Here is a 22,255-nt window from a genome sequence, read left to right on the forward strand (position 1 = left end):
ATAGGCCAGCATTTATTTGCTGGCCTATTCGAGGTTTTCTAATTGCTGTTTTAATAATTCTGCTACTTTCTTAAAGTAAGCCTCCTCATGCGGAACAAAGCTGTTTTTTCCAACTTGTGTTTCTTCGTCGCAATATACAATACCGTCTCGCCAAGGATAAATGACTAATTCATCCCTTTCTGCCATACAAAATGGATAAAAGGCAGTAAACTCTGATACAACGATGTCAGATACTTCCTCTTCCTGCAAACGAAAAGAAATATCTTCATTCACTATATACAAATAAATATGACTAAACTCATTGTCTACTAACTTATTTGTATGGATTATGTTCTTCACGATTCCAAGCTTGTACAGCTTGTCCATCTCAATCGAAGGAAGCCCCAATTCTTCCTGCAGCTCTCTTATCCCGTCAGTTGATGTTTCTGTTGCCAATAAATGGCCTGCTGCAGTTATATCAAGGAGAGCTGGATAATCCCTTTTACTTTTGCTTCGTTTTTGTAGAAACACATAATGATTGCCGTTCATTTTTGTCATTAACCAGAAATGAACTGTTTCATGCCAAAGGCCTTCTACATGGATTTTTGTTCTCGGTGCTTTTCCAATAGGATTAAATTGTGCATCAAATACTTTTAACAGTTCATCTTCCATTACATACTCTTCCAATCTTCATACTTTTTGCATCTATTATATCATTGATTTCCATTTATTTACTAGATAGAATATAAGTAGTAAATAACTAGGAGGTCTTCTATGAAAAAAAGCTGGAAACAAGAAATGTATTCTGTACTGAAATGCATTGTTTTTGCCTTTATTCTTGTTCTTATATGCAGAAATTACCTATTTTCCCCGAGTGTTGTACATGGTAATAGCATGTCTCCAACTTTTGAGGATGGCAACAAAATCATTCTCAGCAAAATTGCCGATATTCAACGCTTTGATATGATTGTATTTCATGCACCAGACAGCGATAATAATTACATAAAAAGAGTGATTGGACTTCCAGGTGATACGATTTCTGTTACGGATGACATATTGTATGTGAATGGCAAAGCCTACAAAGAGCCTTATTTAACAGAAAACAAAAAAGAAGCTTCTACTCCTAAGCTCACTGGCGACTTTACGCTTTGGGAGCGTACAGGTAAAACAACTGTTCCAAAGGACAGTTTGTTTGTTTTAGGTGATAACCGTTTATACAGTAAAGACAGCAGAATATTTGGTTTCATAAACAAAAACTCTGTTATCGGCAAAGTTGTTTTACGCATTTATCCACTTAATGAAATTGGACTTCCATAAATAAAGGGAAGAGGTTTGCCCTTCCCTTTTTACTTATTCAATTTCCCCATCGCTTCAAGTACGGCATGCTCAATTTCTTCATAGCTCGTGCACCTGCAAATATTGGAGGACAGCCATTCACGAATCATTTCTTTATCTGCGTTTGGAATCTTTGTTAATGCATGTGCATTAATAATAAACCCTGGCGTGCAGTAGCCGCATTGGAAGGCAAACTGCTCGATAAAGGCTTTTTGTATCGGCGCTTCAAACAAGCCTTCAACGGTAACAACTTCCTTATCAATAGCCTCAACCGCAAGCATTAAGCATGATTTCATCGGTTCATTGTCAACAAGGACAGTACACGCACCACAATCACCGTTTAAACAGCCTGGCTTGCTCCCTGTTAAATGCAAATCTTCCCGTAAAACCATCAGCAAGATTTTGTTTGGGATAACAGCCACTTGTTTTTCTTCCCCATTTACAAACAGCTTTATCTGCGTTTTTTTTGCTGGTATATGCATGCTACACCCTCTCCAAGCTCACTAAAATTTCCTCGAGCAAATTCCTTAATACAAATAGGCGGTACTCCTTTGAACCTTCCACGTCATCAAGGATTTCACCAGGCACTGCAGCAATTGCCCTGTTTAGCTTTTCCTCTTCACTTAAACCTGTTTCATTTAACACAGCCTCCATTTGTTTGGAGCGGAATGGGAAGGCGCATAATCCGCTAAAGGCTAACCGAATGTGATTGTCTATTTTTAAAGCTGCAGCTGTTATAAGTGGATACCCTGTATCCCATTGCTGTCTTTTCTTTCGGGCTATATATGGAGCATGCAAATATTTTTCCTCAATGAATGCCTGGACAAAAATCTCCCCATCATCCAAAAGCATTTTTTCATTAAACTTCGAGGTTAGCTGGTTCATGTTGATGTCCTTTCCTCTTGCTGTGACAATGAGACTGTCTGATAGAAGAAGCGGAAGGACAGCTTCCCTGTAAAAGATATTTCCGCATATATTTCCGCCGAGCGTAATCTTGTTTCGTGCTGTCCTGTCAGCCACTTCTTTTGCCACCTCTGTTAACAGGGGGAACTGATTTTTTGTCTGAATCTCTGTAAGCGTAACTGCAGCACCAATCGCAAAATAGCCTTCAACCATATCATGTATTCTGACTGCATCGATAGCCTTTATATCAATAGCAGTGTCCAGGCTGATTTCCTGGAGACGAAAAAGGGTGATGATTTCCGTCCCTCCACCAAAATACAGCGGCTTTCCTCCTTCAACCTGCTTTGATCTAAAAAGCTCTGTCGCCTCAAGCAAACGAGTTGGTTTATAATACTCATAAATCATGTTTGTCTAACTCCTTTTTGCTTCTCCAAATTTCTTCGGGAATCAACGGCAGTCGTGTTAACTCTACCTCTGCTGCTAGTGATAATGCATTAGCCAAGGCGGCAGGTATTCCAATAAGCCCATGCTCACCAGCACCTCTCGCACCATATGGAGCTTCTAAATGAGGTGTTTTGACAAAATCAGCGATGTATTCAGGATGTTCTCCAAATCGAATCGGTCGATATGTCCGCAGCTGATGATTAAGGACTTTTCCGTTTTCATCAAAGTAAAAACCCTCCCTTGCAGCCCATGACAGCCCCATGCTCATTGCTCCTTTCACTTGTCCTACTGCTGCCTTATAATTCAATATTTCGCCAATATCCATAACAGTTATAGCTTTTCTTATCCTGTAGGTAAAATCTTTCGTATTGAAATCCACCTCTATCCCATGTGCCCCAACAGCCCATTCAGGGCCTGGATTACCTTCACCTGTTTCCGGGTCAAGATTAGTTAGGCCTCTCAGTATATATTTGCCTCTTGCAACAATCTGCCCGCCGATTGCGTTCCCATTCGGATACACATAACCATAAACAATATCCTTAAATGGCAAAAAGCTAGCAGGATCATCACGTAAATACACCCGTTTATAGCCAACTTCAAGATCATCAACAGGGACTCGCATCACAGTAGAACCAAGGGACTTTATCTGGTTAATGGCATCGTCTGCAGCATCAAGCACGGCTCTTCCCGCCATTAATGTTCCCCTGCTTGCGACTGTCTTCCAGTGCTCTGGCTCTGTTTGTGTATCCACTGTCATGCGTACATGAATATCATGGATATCCATTTTCATCTTTTCAGCTAGTATTTGCGCAAGCACTGTTTTTGTACCAGTTCCAATCTCGACCAAACCAGACATAAGATTGATGCTTCCATCAGAATTAAATGTTAGCACAACGCCTGAACCGGCATCTGGACCAATCGTTGAATTCTTCCAGCTGCAGCTGACGCCTTTTACTCTTAGCACATGCTCTCCAATTCTTTCGACCATACCCTTTTCCCAGTCAAACAGTGGCCTCAGCTTGTTTATACATGCTTCCACATTGCCAACATTGCTTTTATTTAAAACAACTCTTGTCGGTGTTTGGTCACCTGGATGGATTGCATTTATTTGTCTAAAATGAAGTGGGTCCATATTCAGTTTTTTTGCCATCATATCCATCGTTCGTTCAAAGGCAAAATGAACCTCTCCATGGCTGAAGCCGCGAAATGGTGCTGCATATGGATGATTCGTGTACACGCATAAGCTGTCGCAAAATAAATTTTCTAATTTATACGGTCCTGTGCAGTCAACTGCTCCTGCTGTAGTCAAATGCGGAGATTTATCTGCATATGCACCTCCATCAAAAATATATTCCAGCTCAGCAGCCGTTAATTTGCCGTCGGAGGAACAACCAAGCTTAACGTTTGCATTTAGACCGATATGGACTGGTGACACAAGGAGGTCGTCTTCTCTTGTATTGACTATTTTTACAAGCCTTCCGCCAACTGCCTTACTTGCAAGATAAGCAAATATCTCTAGCTGTACAGAAGCTTTGCCGCCATAGCCTCCACCAACAAACGGTGTTTTGACAATGATCTTGCCTGTAGGGATATGAAAGTCTCTGCTCAGAATTTTTTTCACCATAAATGGTGCCTGTGAGCTTGTTGTTATCAGCACCTCACCGTCAGGCATTATTTCACAAGTAGCACTTCTTGTTTCCATTGCACTATGGTCTGCTATTGGCAGAAAGTATGCTGCGTCCACAATCACAGTAGATTCTGACCAGCCTTTTTCCATATTACCTTTTCGAATCTTGGTTTTGTTGATGATATTTGTTCCTGTTATCGGATAAATTCCTGGGTCCTTATCATATTCATTTATCCGCTCATGTAATAAAGGAGCGTCCTTTTGCATTGCCTGTATTGGTGAGTTAACGACAGGCAGCACCTCATACTCTATTACAAGCAGCTCTTCAGCAGTTTGGGCAGCATCATAAGAATCAGCAACAATCAGTGCGACTATCTCGCCAATGTAGCGGACCTTTGTATGTGCTATTGGGGGTCTATCCCGAACCTCCTCCCCAACATATGGCAAGCCTTTGCCAAGGACTACTGCCCGCACTCCTTTTTGGTGCAGCGCTTTTGTTTCATCAATCCGAAGAATATTTGCATGTGCATGCTTGCTTTTAACAAGCCTCACAAATAGCGCTTCCCCTGTAGTCGTATCAGCAGTATAGTGGGCATAGCCTGTTACCTTGCTTTTTGACTCCTTCCGCACAACGCTTTTCCCAATAATATGCAAGTACAAAAACCTCCTCCGAGAAAACAGATAATCCGATTTTCGTTGTTCTAGTCTTTTATGTATATGAACAATATTCTAAAAAAATTAATGCAAAAGCCAATGATTTTTAGCCATCGAGTCTATCAGTGGTTAATATTGACGTTAGTGTGATTTTGCTATAATATATGGCTGTACATGATAGCTTAACAAAGCTAAGAGGTTCATAGCAGATACCCTCTATAAAAAACTATGGATACAGGTGAACAACTGCCATGTCCATAAATCAGGATGTGGCTTTTTATTTTGTAAAAAAACAGCCATATCTATAGATTGCTATTCTCATATGTAACGATCAAATGAAATGGAGAGATTAAAATGTCAGGCAGAAAACACGAAGAAGGTCTTGAGGATTTAACATTGCTCGGGAACCAAGGAACAACCTACCTATATGAGTACAATCCAGAAATATTGGAGTCTGTTGACAACTTGCATGTGAACAGAGATTATTTTGTTAAATTTAACTGTCCAGAATTTACCAGCTTGTGTCAATAGGGCACACTTCAGTGGAGACACTGTCGCTTAAACCTCGTGAACTCAGGGAAGGAAGGAAATTCTAATCCTGAGCCAAGCCTCTAACATATTAGAGGAAGGTGCAGAGACTATCGAAACCATGCAGATTAAGAATCGGGTAAAAGTACTAGTTTGCAGAAGGGAGTAGAGTACATCCATACTATTGGGTGGAAGCGCGAGGATGCTTATATTCGACCGAAAGAATATATGTATATGATATAGTCCACCTGCAAATTTTGCAGTGCCAATTACTGGACAACCGGATTTTGCTACAATGTATATCAGCTATATTCCGGACAAGAAAATCGTTGAAAGTAAATCTTTGAAGCTATACTTGTTTAGCTTCCGTAATCACGGTGACTTTCATGAAGATTGCGTGAATATCATCATGAACGATCTTATTAAATTATTAGATCCTAGATATGTAGAAGTATGGGGTAAATTCACACCAAGAGGCGGCCTATCAATTGATCCTTATTGCAATTATGGTAAGCCAGGAACTAAGTTTGAAGAAATGGCTGCACACCGTCTTATGAACCACGATTTATATCCAGAGAAAGTGGATAATAGATAATCGAAAAAGAGGCTGGGACATAAGTATGTGAACCAGCGTAAAGACCGAACTACTTAATCAACTATTAATTAAGTAGTTCGGTATTTTGTTTTTAGTTTAAATACAAAAAATTAGAAATTTTAGTGGAATGGAGCGGAGGCCACTCGACTCCTAAGGGAAATAGAGGAAAGGATGAGACCCCGCAGGCGAAGACGAGGAGGCTCCATACCTCCCCGCGGAAAGCGCGAGGACGAGCGCGCAATGAAACGAACTAACTTTAACTCAACATTCTATTTAAACACAATCTTCACTTTTCAATTTTAGTTGTAATTCTATTATTCGTGTTTAGAAAGCTTATCTTTTGTTTTGTCCCAGCCTCTTTTATTTCCAGCCTTTTCGATCACAAAGGCTTGTTATATGGGCAAGATGGTGACTACCATGCCAAGCATAAATCCCAATATTTCTTTTGAGCGCAACAATCCCGGATTCCGGATGAACGAATGTCGTATTTAATTGCTCTTGTGACAATGACCGCAGCAATGAAACAAGACGGGCATGCAAGGAGTCAAGGAGCTGTAAGGAAACTTCCACAGCCATTTGCGAATCAGGCAGGCTAGCCCATTTGTCCTCAGCATATGGCTTTATTACTGGACTTTCTTCTGTTAAAGCAAGCTTGAACCTTGTATAGGCATTAATATGGCTATCGGCAACATGGTGGACTACCTGACGTATCGTCCAGCCTCCATCACGATAAGGAGTATCCAGCTGCTCTTCAGACAATCCAGTCACAGCTTCTCTCAGATTGGCAGGCAGTTGTTCTAAATCATGTAACCATGAAGCAAGAACATCCTCCGTATATTCACCCTCCCATTCAAACTCCCCAATTGGGTATCTTAAGTCTTTCATTTTCCCGTTCCTCCCTTTATGTTTGCTTCTCGGTTATATATGTCTTTATACTCGGTGGTTGATATGTATGAAACCTGTCTAGCATGACTGCAGGGTTCTCTTCTACAATTGCAATACTTCTGTATTTTTCTTGGAGAAATTCAGCATCTGCCATATGATTGATTAGATTCACCAAAGGATCATAATAATGATTTGTATTCAATATACCGCACGGCTTTTGGTGGAGGCCGAGTTGGGCCCATGTGAAAATTTCAAAAAACTCTTCCATTGTTCCTGCACCGCCAGGCAATGTAATGAAACCATCTGCTAACTCAGTCATTTTCGCCTTCCGTTCGTGCATCGAATGAACCGTAATCAATTCCGTCAAACCTTTATAAGCAATTTCCTTATTTTCGAGGAATTGCGGAAGCACTCCTGTTACTGCTCCACCTTCCTCCAAGACAGCACTAGCAATGCTGCCCATCAATCCTATGCTTGAACCACCATATACTAACCCAATCTTTCTTCTGGCAAGTTCTTTCCCCAATTCTCTTGCTGCATCCATATAAATAGGAGAACTGCCTGTGCTTGAACCACAAAAAACGGCTATTCTTTTCACTATAAATCCCCCTTGTAATAAATGCCATATATCTCTTCTTTTATTATAAAATGTTCTGCTTCTTTTAGGAACCAAGTTTGCTAATTTTACAAAAAACGTTCATTTTTTACATAAAGAAGGCCCTCCTTACAAAGCCTATAGTATGAATAGAAACTTAATTATCAATGAGTCCAACATTATTTTTGTATGAAAAAGGAGTCGTTCCACATGCTCACATTTTTAATAAGATGCGGCTTGATTCTTTTATCATGGTCGACGATCTTTTTATTGCCGAAAAAATCATTTCTTAAATTCTTGCCTGTAACGATATTCTCTACTGTCATTCTGCTGGTGGAAGACATGATTGGGAGAACCTATAAACTATGGAAGGTAAAGGGTGGAAAAAGAGGTGCGACAAAGAATGCATTAACCTTTATCTTTGGACCTTTTTTCGTCGCTAATTTATGGACCTTCCATTTTACGTACGGACGATTTTGGGTTTATACAATTTTTAATTTATTATTTGATTTAGTATTTGCTTATCCGCTGCATTATTTTTTGGACAAGCTCGGGTTATACAAATTGAAGAAAGTAAAGCCGATTTTTTTGTTTTACACTGCCTTTGCTTATTCTATGCTTAACTATGGTTTTCAAATGTTTCTCGATAAAAATTTTATTATAAAAGAAAAAGACCACAAATAAGCAGCAAGAAGAATTTCACTTGCTGCTCTTTTTTACGATTAGTGGATTAACGACTTTAAAAAGTCGACATGTTCTCTGTCATTATTTAATATTTGGTGAACTAAATCCATGCTTTCATCATCGAGCTTATCTCTGACAAGCTGCTCAGACATTTTAATTCCATATAAATTTTCTCCCTTAATCGCATGTTTAATGATTACTTCATCCCCTTTGTCAGGATCAAAAATATTGCCAATAAAGGATTCTGTCTTACCGATTATCCCCTCACTATCAGCCGGTTCCCCGCCTAATCGAGTAATTCTCTCGGAAATTAGATGGGCATTTTTAGTATGATCTGTTAATATGTCCGTAAAAGACAGCTTTAAGGACATATCCTCAAGATTTTGTATAAAATGTTCATACGAATGTATTCCCATATATTGACCCTGCAGAAATTTATTTAATGTTTTAATCGATTGATCTGTATTCACTGTTTTCACATCCAATTAGAAATTTGCAACATTTGAGAATTTGCCTGTTCACTCTAAAATATAGCATCTAGTTAGAATGCTCATTTTCTACTTTTTTCATGCTCTCTGTATTCTTGTCCATTCCCTCTCATGTAAATCATCATATGATGTTGTATACCTGATGAGCGGAGGTGAGAGACATGTCAAGAGGTTATGAAGAAAATGGCGGCGGGTACTCCAACAGCTTTGCATTGATTGTTGTTCTATTTATTCTATTGATTATCGTAGGTGCGTCTTTCCTATACTAATTTTTTAAAATGAAAACGCCCTGGTCAAAATGACCGGGGCATTTTCATTTTACATGGAATATTTCCATTCCTCTGTTTGTAATAGCGCTTGGATGACTTCATCAAGCTCGCTAAAACCTTGTTCCATCGCATATTCTTTCACCATATTACCGACAGCTGCAAACGAAAGCTTGTTGAAATCTCCCAGCTTCATTACATGCCAATACTTAATAAAGAAGTCAACAGCTAGTTTATTGGGAAAGATTACAGTATTCCAACAGTCTTTCTTTAATATGATGCGCATTTCCTCTAAATATTGCTCATCCACTGCTAGTTTATGGGTAATAACAAGCTGAACATCGTCTGAATAATGGTTTAGCTTCTGCTGATCATGACCAAGTAAGCTGGCCGAATCTTGTCCATAACGTGCAGGCATACAAGGTATTCCCATTTGCTCAAGAAGTTTTTTTGATTTTCCTGATACATATTCGATTTGTAATGGAAATTTGAATGAAAGTTGCTTTTCAGCCATTTGCCGAAAAAAAATGGCAATGCTTGTTGGGTTTAAGAAAATCAATCGTTGGCCTTTCATAATTTTCTCCAAATCATCATCAGTTAATTTAATCTCTGTCCCTTTTAAAATGGGGAAGGATATTGTCCTAGCACCAATTGCTTGGAAGTAGATCTCCAGCTTACTGCGCTGTTCTCCTCCTCTAGCAATGATAATATGTTTATTTATCATGTCGTCTCCTTATAACTAATACTGTTCTATTATATCAAGCCAAGCACAGATTTTAATTACCGAAGCAAAGAAAAAAATCAGCCCTAAAGAGCTGATTTTGTTTCCATTAAGGTGCACGTTTTACCACCTCTACACTATCTACCTTGTCACCAGCAAATGTGATATATACTTTATCCCCATTTTTCCATGTTGTTTCCTCTGACTTATCTAAAACGACAATATCTTTGTCATCATAATTGTTGACTGCTGAATATTGCTTACCATCAGGTGTTTTACTTATAATAGTTGCCGAAATTGTCTGTTTTGCTTCATCATTATCTTCAATAACCTTCCTGTTGGCTTCTGTGATTATTTCAGGTTCTTTATAAACTGACTCTGCTGTTGTTTTAGGAGTAGAGTTAGAGGATAAAGTGAGTACAGCTATAATGACTAATGCCGTAGAAATGCCTGCTACTGCGTAATAGGAACGATTGCTTTTCAAATTCATCCTTAAGACTCCTTTTTGTTCCTTAAATACCCGCTAAGGATTGGACTAAACAGGTTTAGGCATTTTTTGCGGAACAATTGGAGCCTTAATACTTTTCACTGTATTTTTCGTAAAGCATTAGAGATGTATGCGGTAGCCATTTACGCTTTTCAGGGTCTGCATAATAGTGCATAAACGCTTGTTTTTCCTTTTCGCTGAACGCTTTTGCAGCTCTCAGGTGCTCGCTGCAAAACCAGTTTACCTTATCTGGCTTATCCCATGCACTAAATGGAAAAAGCTTATCAGCACCGCGTACTTTACAAGCAAGACCTTCACATTTTTCTGCCTTTACTATCTCCATCAACCCCTCCAATGCAGCTTACTCTTTACCTTGTCTCACTTAAAAGAATATATGCAGTTAAGGAATGGAACTTGCTGTCACATTAACAACACTAAGCAATATATTGCCTCATTACTTGTTAATTCTTTTACTAATTTTTCAAGTTTTTTTAACAAGTTGTTTATATTCACCGCATAGAATGAAATTAAACTATTTAGGGCGGGTGATTTCCATGAAGCTTAAAAGCATTATTTGCTTTTTTAAAAGGAACCACAAGTATAGCTATTATTCGGACAAATGTGTTAGATGCGGCAAAGAAAAACAGCATTATTGACTAGTCAGATTACGCTACAGCATATATTTTGGACAATAATAAAAGAGGCATTTTCTAAAATGCCTCAGCTTCCTAGTAGTTATATGTATTTGTTTTTGTATTAACCTGTCATTTTGTTCATTAGCCTTTATATTTGATTATATAGTTGTTCATTTCTAGCACAATAAATAAAATCCCCTTCTAGGCCTACTAGCGAACATTTCAAATTTTTTTATTATTCCTGTTTTTGATGTTTGTAAGTTTTTGAATACCTTTGATTATTTCGACTTTTTCATTTGGATACAGACTAACCCAACCTTATTCCCATGAAAAAAGAACAATGACAATTGCTCGACAATTATTTACTTAACTTTCAGTACTTGAAAACAACCTAGTAGCTAATCAATCATTACTGTAATAACGTGGAAAACAAATTATTAAAAATAACCATGCTCTGCTATAAAAAAGGAGGTATTTCCATGCAGATGGATTACATATCAGCACTCCTATATTAGGTCTATTTTTCTTTAACATAATTCCTTTAGTCATTGCTGCTATTGCCGTAGTATATTTGTTCAAGCTTATGAAGGAAAGAAATCATCTTCTTAAAGAGATAGCGCGAAGGCTTGAAAAATTAGATAAAGATTAAATGAGCTACCTTTATACGAAAAAAAAAGCAGATGACACATCTGCTTTTTTCAAGTGGTTCATTATTTTGCAAGAAACTGAATTAATTCCTTATTAAATCTGTCTGCATGTGTTGCGTTAAATCCGTGTGGAGCTCCTTCGACAACAACTAGCTCAGAGTTTGCAAGCATATTGTGAGCTAGCTTACCGCTTGCTTCTAAAGGAACGACACCGTCTGAATCACCGTGGATAACCAATGTCGGGACAGTGATGCTAGCTAAATCATTGCGGAAGTCCGTTCGGCCAAATGCGCCAATGCAATCAAGCGTGCCTTTTGGTGATGCGAATGCAGCAATATCACGATTGTATAATCGTAGTGGTTCACTGACAAGGTCCTTATTTTCACCTGCCGTAAAGAAATTATGCGTAAAATCTTCAAGGAATGCGATACGATCTGTTTTAACACCATTTTCAAATTCAGCGATTGTTGCATCATCGAGTACTCCCTCTGGATGATCAGCTGATTTATACATGTATGGGGGAACAGCACCAGCTAAAACAGCTTTTTCGATGCGCTCCTCTCCATATGTACTAATGTAACGGACCACTTCTCCGCCTCCCATAGAGAAACCTACAAGTGTTACATCTTGAAGCTCCAGATGTTCTATTAAAGTGTGCAAGTCTTTGGTTAACGTATCATAGTCATAACCTTCATATGGTTGTGATGATTGACCAAAACCACGGCGATCATAAGCAATTACTCGATATCCAGCATCAATTAACGCAGGAACTTGAGCTTCCCAAGAACGAGAGCTTAACGGCCATCCATGAATCAGAACAATTGGTTTCCCACTTCCATGGTCCTCATAGTATATTTTAACTGGTTCATTATTTACTGTGTCGACTGTTAATTTTGGCATTTTCTCCAACCTCCAATAATAATTTTTTAGCAAAGCACTTTAGGCTTTTATTTAAGACAACCTTTCAGTACTATACCCAACAATTTTTCTCGGTAATCGCCAGGTTTATATTTATACCATTCTATGACTATCATAAGCCTTGCTTTTTACATAGCTGTTAAAGCTTATTAAAAAGCAAATAACACAAAAGATGCCCCCCAAAAAGGAAAGCGTCTCTGTAGTAAAAACCTTTATTAAAACTTTCAACTGAAAAACGGCTCTTTTTCAGTTGTAATGAGGGACTGGGTTGTTGATGTGTGTACTTCCTCTAATAATGCTGGGTTTTCCATTAAAGAAAGTCCATAGGAAGGAATCATCTCTTTAATTTTCGGCTTCCAATCTTCTATATGCTCAGGGAAGCATTTGCCGAGTACCTCAAGCATGACCTGAACTGCTGTAGAAGCACCTGGTGAAGCGCCAAGCAGTGCTGCAATAGATCCGTCACCTGCTGTTATAACCTCTGTGCCAAATTGCAGTGTTCCCTTTCCACCAGCCTCTGTGTCTTTAATAACCTGCACTCTTTGACCAGCAACTACTAAATCCCAATCCTCCATTTTTGCATTTGGAATAAACTCACGCAGTTCTTCCATACGCTGCTCCTTTGACAACATCACTTGCTGGATCAAATATTTAGTTAATCCCATGTTTTTTGCACCTGCTGACAGCATGGTGAAAATATTATCTGGTTTAACAGACGTGATTAAATCAAACATAGAGCCCGTTTTCAAAAACTTCGGCGAAAAGCCGGCGAAAGGTCCAAACAGCAGTGATTTTTTATTATCAATAAAGCGTGTATCCAAATGAGGCACGGACATTGGCGGTGCGCCAACCTTAGCCTTTCCATACACTTTAGCATGATGCTGATTGATAATATCAGGATTTTTACACACCATGAAAATACCGCTTACTGGGAAGCCACCAATATGCTTGCCTTCTGGAATACCGGATTTTTGAAGCAAATGCAAGCTTCCTCCTCCGCCTCCAATAAAAACAAATTTTGCAGTATGGCGTTCAATCGTGTTTTTTTGAAGATTACGAACCGTCAGCTCCCATAAACCGTCCTTAGTCCGCTTTAAATCCTGAACACTATGCTTATACTTAATTGTCACACCATTATCTTCAAGATGGTTAAACAGCATCCGTGTTAATGCACCGAAGTTTACGTCTGTTCCTGAATCAATTTTCGTTGCTGCAATCGGCTCATCTGCATTTCGGCCATCCATGATAAGGGGAATCCATTCTTTCAGTTTTTCAGGATTATCGGAAAATTCCATTCCTTCAAACAAGGGATTGTTTGACAGCGCTTTAAATCTTTTCCTTAAAAAACTAACATTTTCTGCGCCTTCTACTAAACTCATATGAGGTAATGGCATGATAAAATCCTTTGGGTTATGTATGCGCTTACTGTTAACGAGATAAGACCAAAACTGCATAGAAACTTGAAATTGTTCATTAATATTAATTGCTTTGCTGATATCAATCGATCCGTCTGGTTTTTCAACAGTATAATTCAGCTCACACAACGCAGCATGACCTGTCCCCGCATTGTTCCATTCGTTTGAGCTTTCCTCTCCTGTGTTTGCAAGTTTCTCAAATACTGTAATCTTCCAGTCAGGCACTAATTCTTTCAGAAGCGTCCCCAATGTTGCACTCATTATTCCGGTACCAATTAAGAAAACATCTGTGTTAGTTTCTCTTTTGCTCATATTAACCTTCCCTTTACATTATTGTATTCGCAGAAAGGATGCAGACGCTCTTTATGAACACACCATTTCTGTCTTCGTTTTTGATACTCTCTTAAATTATTATAATTATTTACAAATAAAAATATCTACCATTATCTGATAATTATATACTATTTACAGCATTTAAAAAAGGATAAGTTCTCTTTGAACGACTTTTATAAGTATAAATCCCCATTTAAAGCACTTTTCGTCAGAAAAAAATGCACTTACTCTTTAAAATTAAAGATGCAATATGTATCTCCACTTTCCACATTGTATGCAAAAAGAAAGTATTTTATTAAAACCGCATACATCCATTTAGAAAAAGCAACAAGAATAACTCTTCAAGAATACTATTTTAGAAAAATATACATCTATAAAATATTGTTTTAAGACAAGACGAATTGTCTAGCTATTTATAAACATAAAACAGTAGTTAAACCCTTCCAAATCCCTTGTACGTTAACCCTTATTGGATTGTTTTTACTCATGCATATGACTCTAAATAATAAGGAATCCAATAGTAATAAGTTCAACGCTTTCTTTGTTATAATAATTATGAAGCGTTAATGTAGAAAAGTTATATTTAGCTATATAAATCAAGAAGGCCACAATTATGTGACCTTCTTGATTTATTGTGTTTACTTTAAATGACACCTTGCTCGAGCATGGCATCTGCAACCTTTTTAAAGCCTGCAATATTTGCTCCGGCAACAAAATTCCCTGCCATTCCATATTCCTCGGCTGCTTGCATGCTTTTTGTATAAATGTCCTTCATAATAGCTTGTAATTTACTATCTACCTCTTCTTTTGACCAAGCAACCCTTGCACTGTTTTGTGCCATTTCCAATGCAGAAACCGCAACACCACCTGCATTAGCTGCTTTTGCTGGTCCAAATAAAACGCTGTGCTCCATAAAGTAATCAACAGCACCTTGTGTTGATGGCATGTTAGCACCTTCTCCAACTGCTTTTACACCATTTGAAACAAGTCGTTCTGCAGCAATCTTATCGATTTCATTTTGAGTTGCACTTGGTAATGCAATATCACAAGGAATCGACCAAATCCCTGTACAGCCCTCATGATAATGTGCCTCAGGATGGACATTAACATACTCAGCAATTCTCTTTGACTCCATTTCCTTTAAGCGCTTAACAGTTTCAAGATTGATTCCATTGCGGTCATAAATATATCCACTTGAATCACTGCATGCAACTACTTTTGCACCTAATTGCATTGCCTTTTCAATTGCATAAATGGAGACATTACCTGATCCAGAAACAACTACTGTGCTACCATTAAAGCTTAAGCCTTTACTTTGCAGCATTTCCTCAACGAAGTAAACTAAGCCATAGCCCGTTGCTTCTTTTCTGCCAAGGCTGCCGCCATAGCCAATGCCTTTTCCTGTCAGCACTCCTGCTTCAAAGGCACCTTTAAGCTTTTTATATTGACCAAACATATAGCCGATTTCCCTTGCACCAACACCAATATCACCAGCAGGCACATCAATGTCAGGTCCGATATGTTTGCTTAGCTCTGTCATGAAGCTTTGGCAAAAACGCATAATTTCCATATCTGATTTTCCCTTAGGATCGAAATCAGATCCACCTTTGCCTCCGCCTATCGGCTGTCCTGTTAACGAATTTTTAAAGATTTGCTCGAAACCAAGGAATTTAATGATACTAGCATTAACAGTTGGATGAAATCTCAATCCACCTTTAAACGGACCAATCGCACTATTGAACTGAACTCGGAACCCTCTGTTCACTTGAATAGTTCCATTATCATCAACCCATGGCACTCTAAAGCTAATCATACGCTCTGGCTCTACTATTCTATCTAATACTGCCTGATTAATGTAAACAGGATTTTTTACAAGTACAGGAACTAAAGAATCCAAGACCTCTTTAACAGCCTGGTGGAATTCAGCTTCATTTGGATTACGAGCTTGCACCAATTTATATAAACGATTTACATATTCTTCTGCATTCTCTCTATCTTTAATATCAGTATTTTCCAATGCTTCGACAACTTCCATAATAATTCAGCCCCTAAAAATAATTTAAAGTTTAGAAAATTCCTTTTCTTTTAAGTGGTTTCATTTTATAATTTTGTAATTGATAGTTCCAATATTAATTTCGGATGAAATTCATGCGTTAAACGCATTAGGAGAATGGTAAACATGGAAATGCGACAAATTCAGTACTTTCTCGAAGTGGCAAAACGAGAGCATGTCACTGAGGCAGCAGATATATTACATGTTGCTCAGTCCTCTGTCAGCAGACAAATTTTTAACTTAGAAAGTGAATTAGGCGTTGAGCTTTTTATACGAGAAGGCCGCAGTGTTAAGCTGACACCACTCGGAAGAATCTTTTTTGAACGAATGAAGCAAGTGTGGAACATGATGGAGGATGCAAAACGAGAAGTGAAGGAATATTTAGACCCTGAAAAAGGCACGGTAAGGATTGCTTTTCCCATTAGTATGGCAGCACATACGTTACCATCGATTATCTATGCTTTTCGCACAAGATATCCGGAAGCCAAATTTCAAATGAGCAATGCTCTTTATTATGATTTAATTGACGGAGTAATAAACGGAAGCTTCAATTTGGCGATGATTGCCCCAATGCCCAATCAGGAAAAGGAAACGAAAATTAAAGGTGCAACGCTTTTTACTGAAAATATTGTCGCTTTGGTTCCTAATCATCATCACTTAGCTCAAAAACCGTCCATACGACTGCGTGATTTAAAGGATGAGCCTTTTTGTGTCCTCCCAGAGGGCTTTGTTTTTCGTGAACAAGTTATACAAGCTTGCAAAGAAGCACAATTTACACCACGGATTGCTTTCGAAGGCAAAGATATCGACGCACTTAAAGGTCTTGTGTCTGCAGGATTAGGTGTAGCATTAATGCCAGAAATGACTCTCGTTGATAACACCCCCCGTTCGACTGTCATTGTGCCTATTGTTGATACGAACTTAACGAGAACAGTTGGTGTCATATATCCAACCCAACGGAAGCTGCTGCCGACAGAAGAATTATTCTATGATTTTCTGCTAGAAACGTATGAACGGTTGAATGAATTTAAACAATAAAGAATGGATCTGTGCCTGTTTTCTATAGTGAAATAGTTTGCCAGTGATAAGTTTGGGTAAGAATAAAGTATCCTATCCAAATGAAGAGGAGGCTTTACAATCATGAAAGCAGTCACTTATCAAGGAGCAAAAGATGTACAAGTAAAAGAGGTGGCAGATCCTAAGCTACATAAAAAAGATGACATTATTGTCAGAATTACATCAACAGCGATATGCGGTTCTGATTTACACATTTATCAAGGTGCCGTACCAGCTGAAAAGGACTATGTAATAGGACATGAGCCGATGGGTATTATTGAAGAGGTTGGGTCTGAAGTAACGAAGGTGAAAAAAGGCGACCGTGTTGTCCTTCCTTTTAACATTTCTTGTGGCCATTGCTATTACTGTGAACATGAAATGGAAAGCCAATGTGATAATTCCAATCCAAATAAACAGCTTGCAGATACAGGCGCATACTTCGGATTTACAGAGCGATATGGTGACTATCAAGGTGGACAGGCAGAATTACTTCGCGTTCCATATGGAAACTTTATGCCATTTGTCATTCCAGAAAGCTGTGAATTAGAGGATGAAGCACTACTGTTTATGTCTGACGTTCTTCCGACTGCATATTGGAGTATAGAAAATTCCGGCGTAAAAAAAGACGATACAGTCGTCGTATTAGGAAGTGGACCAGTTGGCTTAATGACACAGAAATTCGCTTGGATGAAAGGCGCTAAACGTGTTATCGCCGTTGATAATGTTCCATACAGATTAAATCATGCGAAAAAGATGAACAAAGTGGAAACAATCAATTTTGACGAGCATGAGGATGCTGGGTATTACATTAAAGAAATTACTGGGGGCGGCGCAGATGTTGTTATTGACTGTGTTGGAATGGATGGAAAAAAATCAACGATGGAAGCAATCGGACAAAAGCTAAAAATCCAAGGCGGAACCTTAAGCGCCATCCAAATCGGCCTTAACGCTGTCCGCAAATTCGGCACAATCCAATTAACAGGCATTTACGGCTCCAAATACAATATGTTCCCACTAGGACAAATTTTCGAAAGAAACATTACCGTAAAAGCAGGCCAAGCCCCTGTCATCCACTATATGCCAATGTTGTTTGACAAAATTACAAACGGAGAAATCGATCCAACCGAAATCATCACACACCGCGTATCACTTGATGACGCAAGCAATGCATATAAAATGTTTAACGACCATGAGGATGAAGTGATTAAGGTTATTTTAAAGCCTTGATAACAGGGCAAGGCTCGGCAAAAATTTGCTGAGTCTTTTTTCTTTTTCCTTATGAAAAAAGAACTCCTTTAGAAATTCTCACATATATACGAAGTTTAGTTAAGGATGTCGACATTTTATTATTATTCTTAAACCATCTCTTTATAATACATTCACATTCCCCATATAAGAAGAAGAATATTTTTAGCCAGTATTCTATCATGCTGGCCTTTTTACCTATACCTTAGCCATTTGTAGAGAAAAAATATTTGATAAGGTATCTTTTACAAACTAAATAATAGGAACGGAGGAGAAGGTGGCATGAGTCTTGCAGAATATAAGGAGATTAAATTGAGATATTTAGTTTAGGAGAAAATTTCATTCCAGCTTTAAAGTAAAAAGGTAATATAATCTGAGAGATAGTAATATTGGTCCTTGTAACTAGGTTAGCTTTTTTAGTTTTTTTGCAAAAGAATGTTTTTCCTATTTCTCCATTTTGTGAAATTTCCGGAAAATATTTTTTTAAACAATGCTAAATCCTGACAAGCCTTTTTCGTAACATGACAGTTGTCAAGATTCATTTATTACAGCATGTTCATTACACTTCATAAAATCACTTGTGACAAACGATTCTTTTTCCCCACCTTCTGTCTCTGCCAATCTGGTAGTTGCCTATCCCCTCCCTTTACTGACGACGATAATTCTGCATGTTTACGTATCCCTTAAATTGGATTATAGAAGTGACAGATAAGCTAACGATTATACCCGCTAGATTCCAAATATAATAATCTGTCAACTAATAAGAAGCATAAATACTGCTGCACTGTTAAATTCACCTTTCCAATCAAGTTCATGTAAATCTAAATGCCTAGTAAAATTCATTTAGACTCTAGTGGATTTATAGAAAAAAGGGTACAAACCTAATGCCTGTCTTACTCTAGATACATATAAATATAGTACAACATGACATATGGGACAGATGAAACGGAGGGACATTAGTGGAACTTCTTATAAACGGAGCAAATGCCGTTTTTACAATATAACCTTAATTGTCACTTGAAAGGAGTAATATTATGACCGACTTTACCGTTTGGATAACCATTATTACTTTTTTGGTTACCCTGGGATTAATACTTTGGAGACCTAAAGGATTGAATGAAGCAATACCTGCAACTGGTGGAGCAGTTATTATTGTGCTTTGCGGAAGTGTTTCATTCGCTGATTTAGGAATCATATTAAACACCATCAGTGGTGCTGCAATTACTATCATGGCAACCATTGTAATGGCGATTGTTTTAGAAAGCTTTGGATTTTTTAACTGGGTTGCAGAAAAATTGGCAGCTATGGCTAAAGGATCAGGTATTCGATTATTCTGGTATGTCAATTTATTATGCTTCCTAATGACACTCTTCTTTAATAATGATGGAAGCATACTTATTACCACGCCTATCCTTCTCATGCTATTAAACAATATGCGCTTAAAAAACCATCAAAAAATTCCATATTTACTATCAGGAGCCTTAATAGCAACTGCCTCTAGTGCTCCAATTGGTGTCAGTAATATCGTCAATTTAATTGCTTTAAAAATCGTTCATATGGACTTATGGCTCCATACAGCGATGATGTTTGTTCCTTCAAGCATCGGATTATTACTGCTTACTTTCCTGCTTTTTCTACGTTTCAAGAAAGTCTTACCGAAAAAAGTTCCCATCATGGTTTCCGGTTTAACTAGGTCTTCGTATCACCCACTAAAATCAGTAATTCACCATGAATCAGAAAAAGCTCGTTCCAAATTCATGAGAAATATTCTGTTATTTGTACTTGCGGTTCGATGCAGCTTGTTTCTTGCATCCTACCTGCAAATCCCGATTTCTGTTATGGCAGTTATAGGGTCCCTCATTCTTTTAGCCTGGAGATGGATATATTTAAAAATATCCCCTGCTGATATGTTGAAGAAAACGCCCTGGTATATCATTATTTTCGCCTTTAGTATGTACACAATCATCTATGGACTCAATAATATCGGCTTGACAGAATGGCTGATTGGTTTTATGGAGCCAGTTATTTCAGGAAGTCTCCTTCATGCGAGTATTGTTATGGGCGCATTACTCACAGTTCTATCCAACATTTTCAATAACCACCCTGCCCTTATGGTTGGTACCCTTACGTTGACACATATGAATCTTAGTGTGCTGGAATTAAAGGTTGCTTACTTAGCGAACGTTATCGGCAGTGATATGGGAGCTTTATTGCTGCCAATGGGAACACTAGCCACCTTAATGTGGATGCATATCGTGAGAAAAGGCAAGGTCATCATAAGCTGGTGGGATTATATCAAAATAACAGCAGTAGTCATTCCTCCAGCAACACTTTTCACACTAATTATATTATATTATTGGGTTTCCTCCCTTTTCGGTGGAGTACTTCAACAATAATGCCAACGAACTGTGAGATAACAAAGGCTGCTGAGATAAAGGATGAAATTCTTAATGTATAGAGGAATACCAGAAAAAAAGAGTAATCCTTCCTAATTAACTAAGGTTGGATTACTCAATAAACATCACTAATTTTGACCTTGTTGGTCATAACATGGTCATTTATTTTTCTTGCCTAATTTCAGGAAATGTTTCTTAATGTACAATTGTGAAATATGTTTTCCTTCAGCTTTACATCTGAAGCCCTTTCCATTCTTCTGTCAAAAATAAATGCTGAACAGTTGGACAAGTACATAACTCCTTGTTCATTTTTCACATATATTACTATGTAAAAGGAATGGAGGTGAATAGGCATGACTGATGAAATAAATTCCACATTTGGTTCTACGAACGGTGCAGATGATAAAGTGAAGGACAGAAACAAAAATTTGAATAAAAACAGCAATAATCTTGCTAATAACGGTGGGGTGGCAGGAGTTACATTAACTGCTGAAGGCGGGAGTCAGGTCAGCGGAAAGCATGGAACAAACGTCAGCCAAGGTGGACAAATTGCTAAAAAATATGGACAAAACGCTAACCAAATGGGACAAATCGCTAAAAATTTCGGGAAAAATAAAATCAAAGATGGCGTTATTAATGCTGGCTCCAGTGAAACGGATGAAGATACGGAATCAGCTGAATAAACGTTAGTTAATCTGAATTTCGCTAGTTAACTTGGCGACCTAAGTACTTCTCGAAGGTCGTCTCTTTGTCCCTAATTTTATCAACGCAAGGCAGGTGAACAAAATGCCACATTCAAAAAAACATGACATTCATTCCAAAAACCACGTAAAACATTCCAAAAAAAATGAAGATACTTTAATTAAATCCAATAAACATGACAAAAATTATGAGGAACACTCACAAAACCACCAAAATCATGATAAACATAATGAAGTAAACAAAGCTTCTTACAAGTTTGAAAAAGAAGGAGTTACCATCGAATTCAACATCTACATTAACTTATACAATACTAATGACAACAACAATAATTTAGCCAATCAGCACGGGAAGGCTGGCGTATCTGTAACAGCAAGTGACAACAGCCAAATCAGTGGCAATCATGGTAAGAACGACCAACAAGGTCTCCTTACCGAACAGATTACTGAGCTTCTCAATGACAAGGGTCAACTAATCAGAAGAGAAAAAGACTCTGATCTCCATGATGGTCCGATTACAGTAGATTTCTCCATTAAAGAACGGGAATAAAAGCATTGAAAACTATTTACATGTATAAATATGTCAAATATAGCAATATGCTCCCTTCATGGAAGAACAGATAAAAACTATCTGTTTTATATGGAGGGAGCTTTTCACGTTATTTTCG

The 22,255-nt window shown here is 38.1% G+C and carries 22 protein-coding genes and 1 pseudogene; 10 read left to right on the forward strand and 13 right to left on the reverse strand.

Annotated features, from left to right (window positions below):
* Positions 1-24 precede the first annotated feature (24 nt).
* Positions 25-651, reverse strand: a complete 627-nt coding sequence (locus tag NQZ71_RS13340; protein ID WP_144454792.1) for an NUDIX hydrolase — start codon at positions 649-651, stop codon at positions 25-27.
* 102 nt (positions 652-753) lie between these two features.
* Here NQZ71_RS13340 and lepB point away from each other — a divergent pair, with 102 nt between their 5' ends.
* On the forward strand, positions 754-1,296 hold the full coding sequence (lepB, locus tag NQZ71_RS13345; protein WP_144454791.1) for a signal peptidase I: 543 nt from the start codon (positions 754-756) through the stop codon (positions 1,294-1,296).
* Positions 1,297-1,325: 29 nt separating this feature from the next.
* Here the strand turns inward: lepB and NQZ71_RS13350 are convergent, their stop codons facing one another.
* Genes NQZ71_RS13350 through NQZ71_RS13360 form a run of 3 tightly spaced genes read right to left on the reverse strand, consistent with a single transcriptional unit; the run spans position 1,326 to position 4,942 of the window.
* Entirely contained in the window at positions 1,326-1,796 is a 471-nt protein-coding gene (locus NQZ71_RS13350) for a (2Fe-2S)-binding protein (protein WP_260054007.1), read from the reverse strand.
* Between the two features lies 1 nt (position 1,797).
* On the reverse strand, positions 1,798-2,622 hold the full coding sequence (locus tag NQZ71_RS13355) for an FAD binding domain-containing protein (protein ID WP_144454789.1): 825 nt from the start codon (positions 2,620-2,622) through the stop codon (positions 1,798-1,800).
* On the reverse strand, positions 2,612-4,942 hold the full coding sequence (locus NQZ71_RS13360) for a xanthine dehydrogenase family protein molybdopterin-binding subunit (protein WP_260054008.1): 2,331 nt from the start codon (positions 4,940-4,942) through the stop codon (positions 2,612-2,614). Before NQZ71_RS13360 ends, NQZ71_RS13355 begins: the two co-directional genes overlap by 11 nt.
* 354 nt (positions 4,943-5,296) lie before the next feature.
* On the opposite strand from NQZ71_RS13360, the gene NQZ71_RS13365 reads away from it, so the two are divergent.
* Together NQZ71_RS13365 and queF are read left to right on the forward strand one after the other, a co-directional pair.
* On the forward strand, positions 5,297-5,473 hold the full coding sequence (locus NQZ71_RS13365) for a tunnelling fold family protein (RefSeq protein ID WP_375545205.1): 177 nt from the start codon (positions 5,297-5,299) through the stop codon (positions 5,471-5,473).
* A gap of 262 nt (positions 5,474-5,735) precedes the next feature.
* Positions 5,736-6,065: pseudogene (gene queF / locus NQZ71_RS13370) on the forward strand (preQ(1) synthase); the annotation flags it as partial.
* A gap of 360 nt (positions 6,066-6,425) precedes the next feature.
* On the opposite strand, the gene NQZ71_RS13375 reads toward queF, so the two are convergent.
* Positions 6,426-6,950, reverse strand: a complete 525-nt coding sequence (locus tag NQZ71_RS13375; protein ID WP_317010828.1) for a YfiT family bacillithiol transferase — start codon at positions 6,948-6,950, stop codon at positions 6,426-6,428.
* A gap of 16 nt (positions 6,951-6,966) precedes the next feature.
* The gene (locus NQZ71_RS13380; protein WP_144454786.1) at positions 6,967-7,548 is read right to left on the reverse strand and encodes an LOG family protein; all 582 of its coding nucleotides are present in this window, start codon (positions 7,546-7,548) and stop codon (positions 6,967-6,969) included.
* A gap of 207 nt (positions 7,549-7,755) precedes the next feature.
* Between NQZ71_RS13380 and NQZ71_RS13385 the strand changes: the two genes are divergently transcribed.
* On the forward strand, positions 7,756-8,229 hold the full coding sequence (locus NQZ71_RS13385) for a hypothetical protein (protein ID WP_144454785.1): 474 nt from the start codon (positions 7,756-7,758) through the stop codon (positions 8,227-8,229).
* A gap of 38 nt (positions 8,230-8,267) precedes the next feature.
* Here NQZ71_RS13385 and NQZ71_RS13390 read toward each other — a convergent pair whose 3' ends face one another.
* A complete protein-coding gene (locus NQZ71_RS13390) occupies positions 8,268-8,699 on the reverse strand; it encodes a DUF2383 domain-containing protein (protein ID WP_317010829.1) in 432 nt (143 codons plus the stop codon).
* 179 nt (positions 8,700-8,878) lie between these two features.
* On the opposite strand from NQZ71_RS13390, the gene NQZ71_RS13395 reads away from it, so the two are divergent.
* A complete protein-coding gene (locus tag NQZ71_RS13395; protein WP_127741386.1) occupies positions 8,879-8,986 on the forward strand; it encodes a YjcZ family sporulation protein in 108 nt (35 codons plus the stop codon).
* A gap of 49 nt (positions 8,987-9,035) precedes the next feature.
* Here NQZ71_RS13395 and NQZ71_RS13400 read toward each other — a convergent pair whose 3' ends face one another.
* The 6 genes from NQZ71_RS13400 to gdhA all read right to left on the reverse strand — a co-directional run bounded on the left by NQZ71_RS13400 (position 9,036) and on the right by gdhA (position 16,174).
* The gene (locus tag NQZ71_RS13400) at positions 9,036-9,707 is read right to left on the reverse strand and encodes a hypothetical protein (RefSeq protein WP_317010830.1); all 672 of its coding nucleotides are present in this window, start codon (positions 9,705-9,707) and stop codon (positions 9,036-9,038) included.
* Positions 9,708-9,813: 106 nt separating this feature from the next.
* Positions 9,814-10,194, reverse strand: coding sequence for a hypothetical protein (locus NQZ71_RS13405; protein WP_144454783.1), 381 nt, complete (start codon positions 10,192-10,194; stop codon positions 9,814-9,816).
* An 85-nt stretch (positions 10,195-10,279) separates the two neighbouring features.
* Positions 10,280-10,534 (reverse strand): hypothetical protein, encoded by a 255-nt coding sequence (locus tag NQZ71_RS13410; RefSeq protein WP_144454782.1) that lies wholly within the window; start codon positions 10,532-10,534, stop codon positions 10,280-10,282.
* Positions 10,535-11,536: 1,002 nt separating this feature from the next.
* Positions 11,537-12,373 (reverse strand): alpha/beta fold hydrolase, encoded by an 837-nt coding sequence (locus tag NQZ71_RS13415; protein ID WP_144454781.1) that lies wholly within the window; start codon positions 12,371-12,373, stop codon positions 11,537-11,539.
* Positions 12,374-12,615: 242 nt separating this feature from the next.
* Complete coding sequence (locus NQZ71_RS13420) at positions 12,616-14,118, reverse strand: malate:quinone oxidoreductase (RefSeq protein WP_144454780.1); 1,503 nt, start codon at positions 14,116-14,118, stop codon at positions 12,616-12,618.
* A 664-nt stretch (positions 14,119-14,782) separates the two neighbouring features.
* Positions 14,783-16,174, reverse strand: a complete 1,392-nt coding sequence (gene gdhA / locus NQZ71_RS13425; protein ID WP_317010831.1) for an NADP-specific glutamate dehydrogenase — start codon at positions 16,172-16,174, stop codon at positions 14,783-14,785.
* A gap of 144 nt (positions 16,175-16,318) precedes the next feature.
* On the opposite strand from gdhA, the gene NQZ71_RS13430 reads away from it, so the two are divergent.
* From NQZ71_RS13430 to NQZ71_RS13450, 5 genes are all read left to right on the forward strand, one after another.
* On the forward strand, positions 16,319-17,230 hold the full coding sequence (locus NQZ71_RS13430; protein ID WP_260055986.1) for a glutamate biosynthesis transcriptional regulator GltC: 912 nt from the start codon (positions 16,319-16,321) through the stop codon (positions 17,228-17,230).
* A gap of 102 nt (positions 17,231-17,332) precedes the next feature.
* Positions 17,333-18,475, forward strand: a complete 1,143-nt coding sequence (locus NQZ71_RS13435; RefSeq protein ID WP_144454777.1) for a zinc-dependent alcohol dehydrogenase — start codon at positions 17,333-17,335, stop codon at positions 18,473-18,475.
* Between the two features lie 1,052 nt (positions 18,476-19,527).
* Positions 19,528-20,889, forward strand: a complete 1,362-nt coding sequence (locus tag NQZ71_RS13440) for an arsenic transporter (RefSeq protein WP_186304029.1) — start codon at positions 19,528-19,530, stop codon at positions 20,887-20,889.
* A 353-nt stretch (positions 20,890-21,242) separates the two neighbouring features.
* A complete protein-coding gene (locus NQZ71_RS13445) occupies positions 21,243-21,572 on the forward strand; it encodes a hypothetical protein (protein ID WP_317010832.1) in 330 nt (109 codons plus the stop codon).
* Between the two features lie 103 nt (positions 21,573-21,675).
* Positions 21,676-22,137 carry a hypothetical protein gene (locus NQZ71_RS13450; RefSeq protein ID WP_144454775.1) on the forward strand — a complete coding sequence of 154 codons (462 nt, stop codon included), beginning with the start codon at positions 21,676-21,678 and terminating at the stop codon, positions 22,135-22,137.
* Positions 22,138-22,255: the final 118 nt, after the last annotated feature.

This window comes from Niallia taxi (genome assembly GCF_032818155.1).
Taxonomy (GTDB): Bacteria; Bacillota; Bacilli; order Bacillales; family Cytobacillaceae; genus Niallia; species Niallia taxi_A.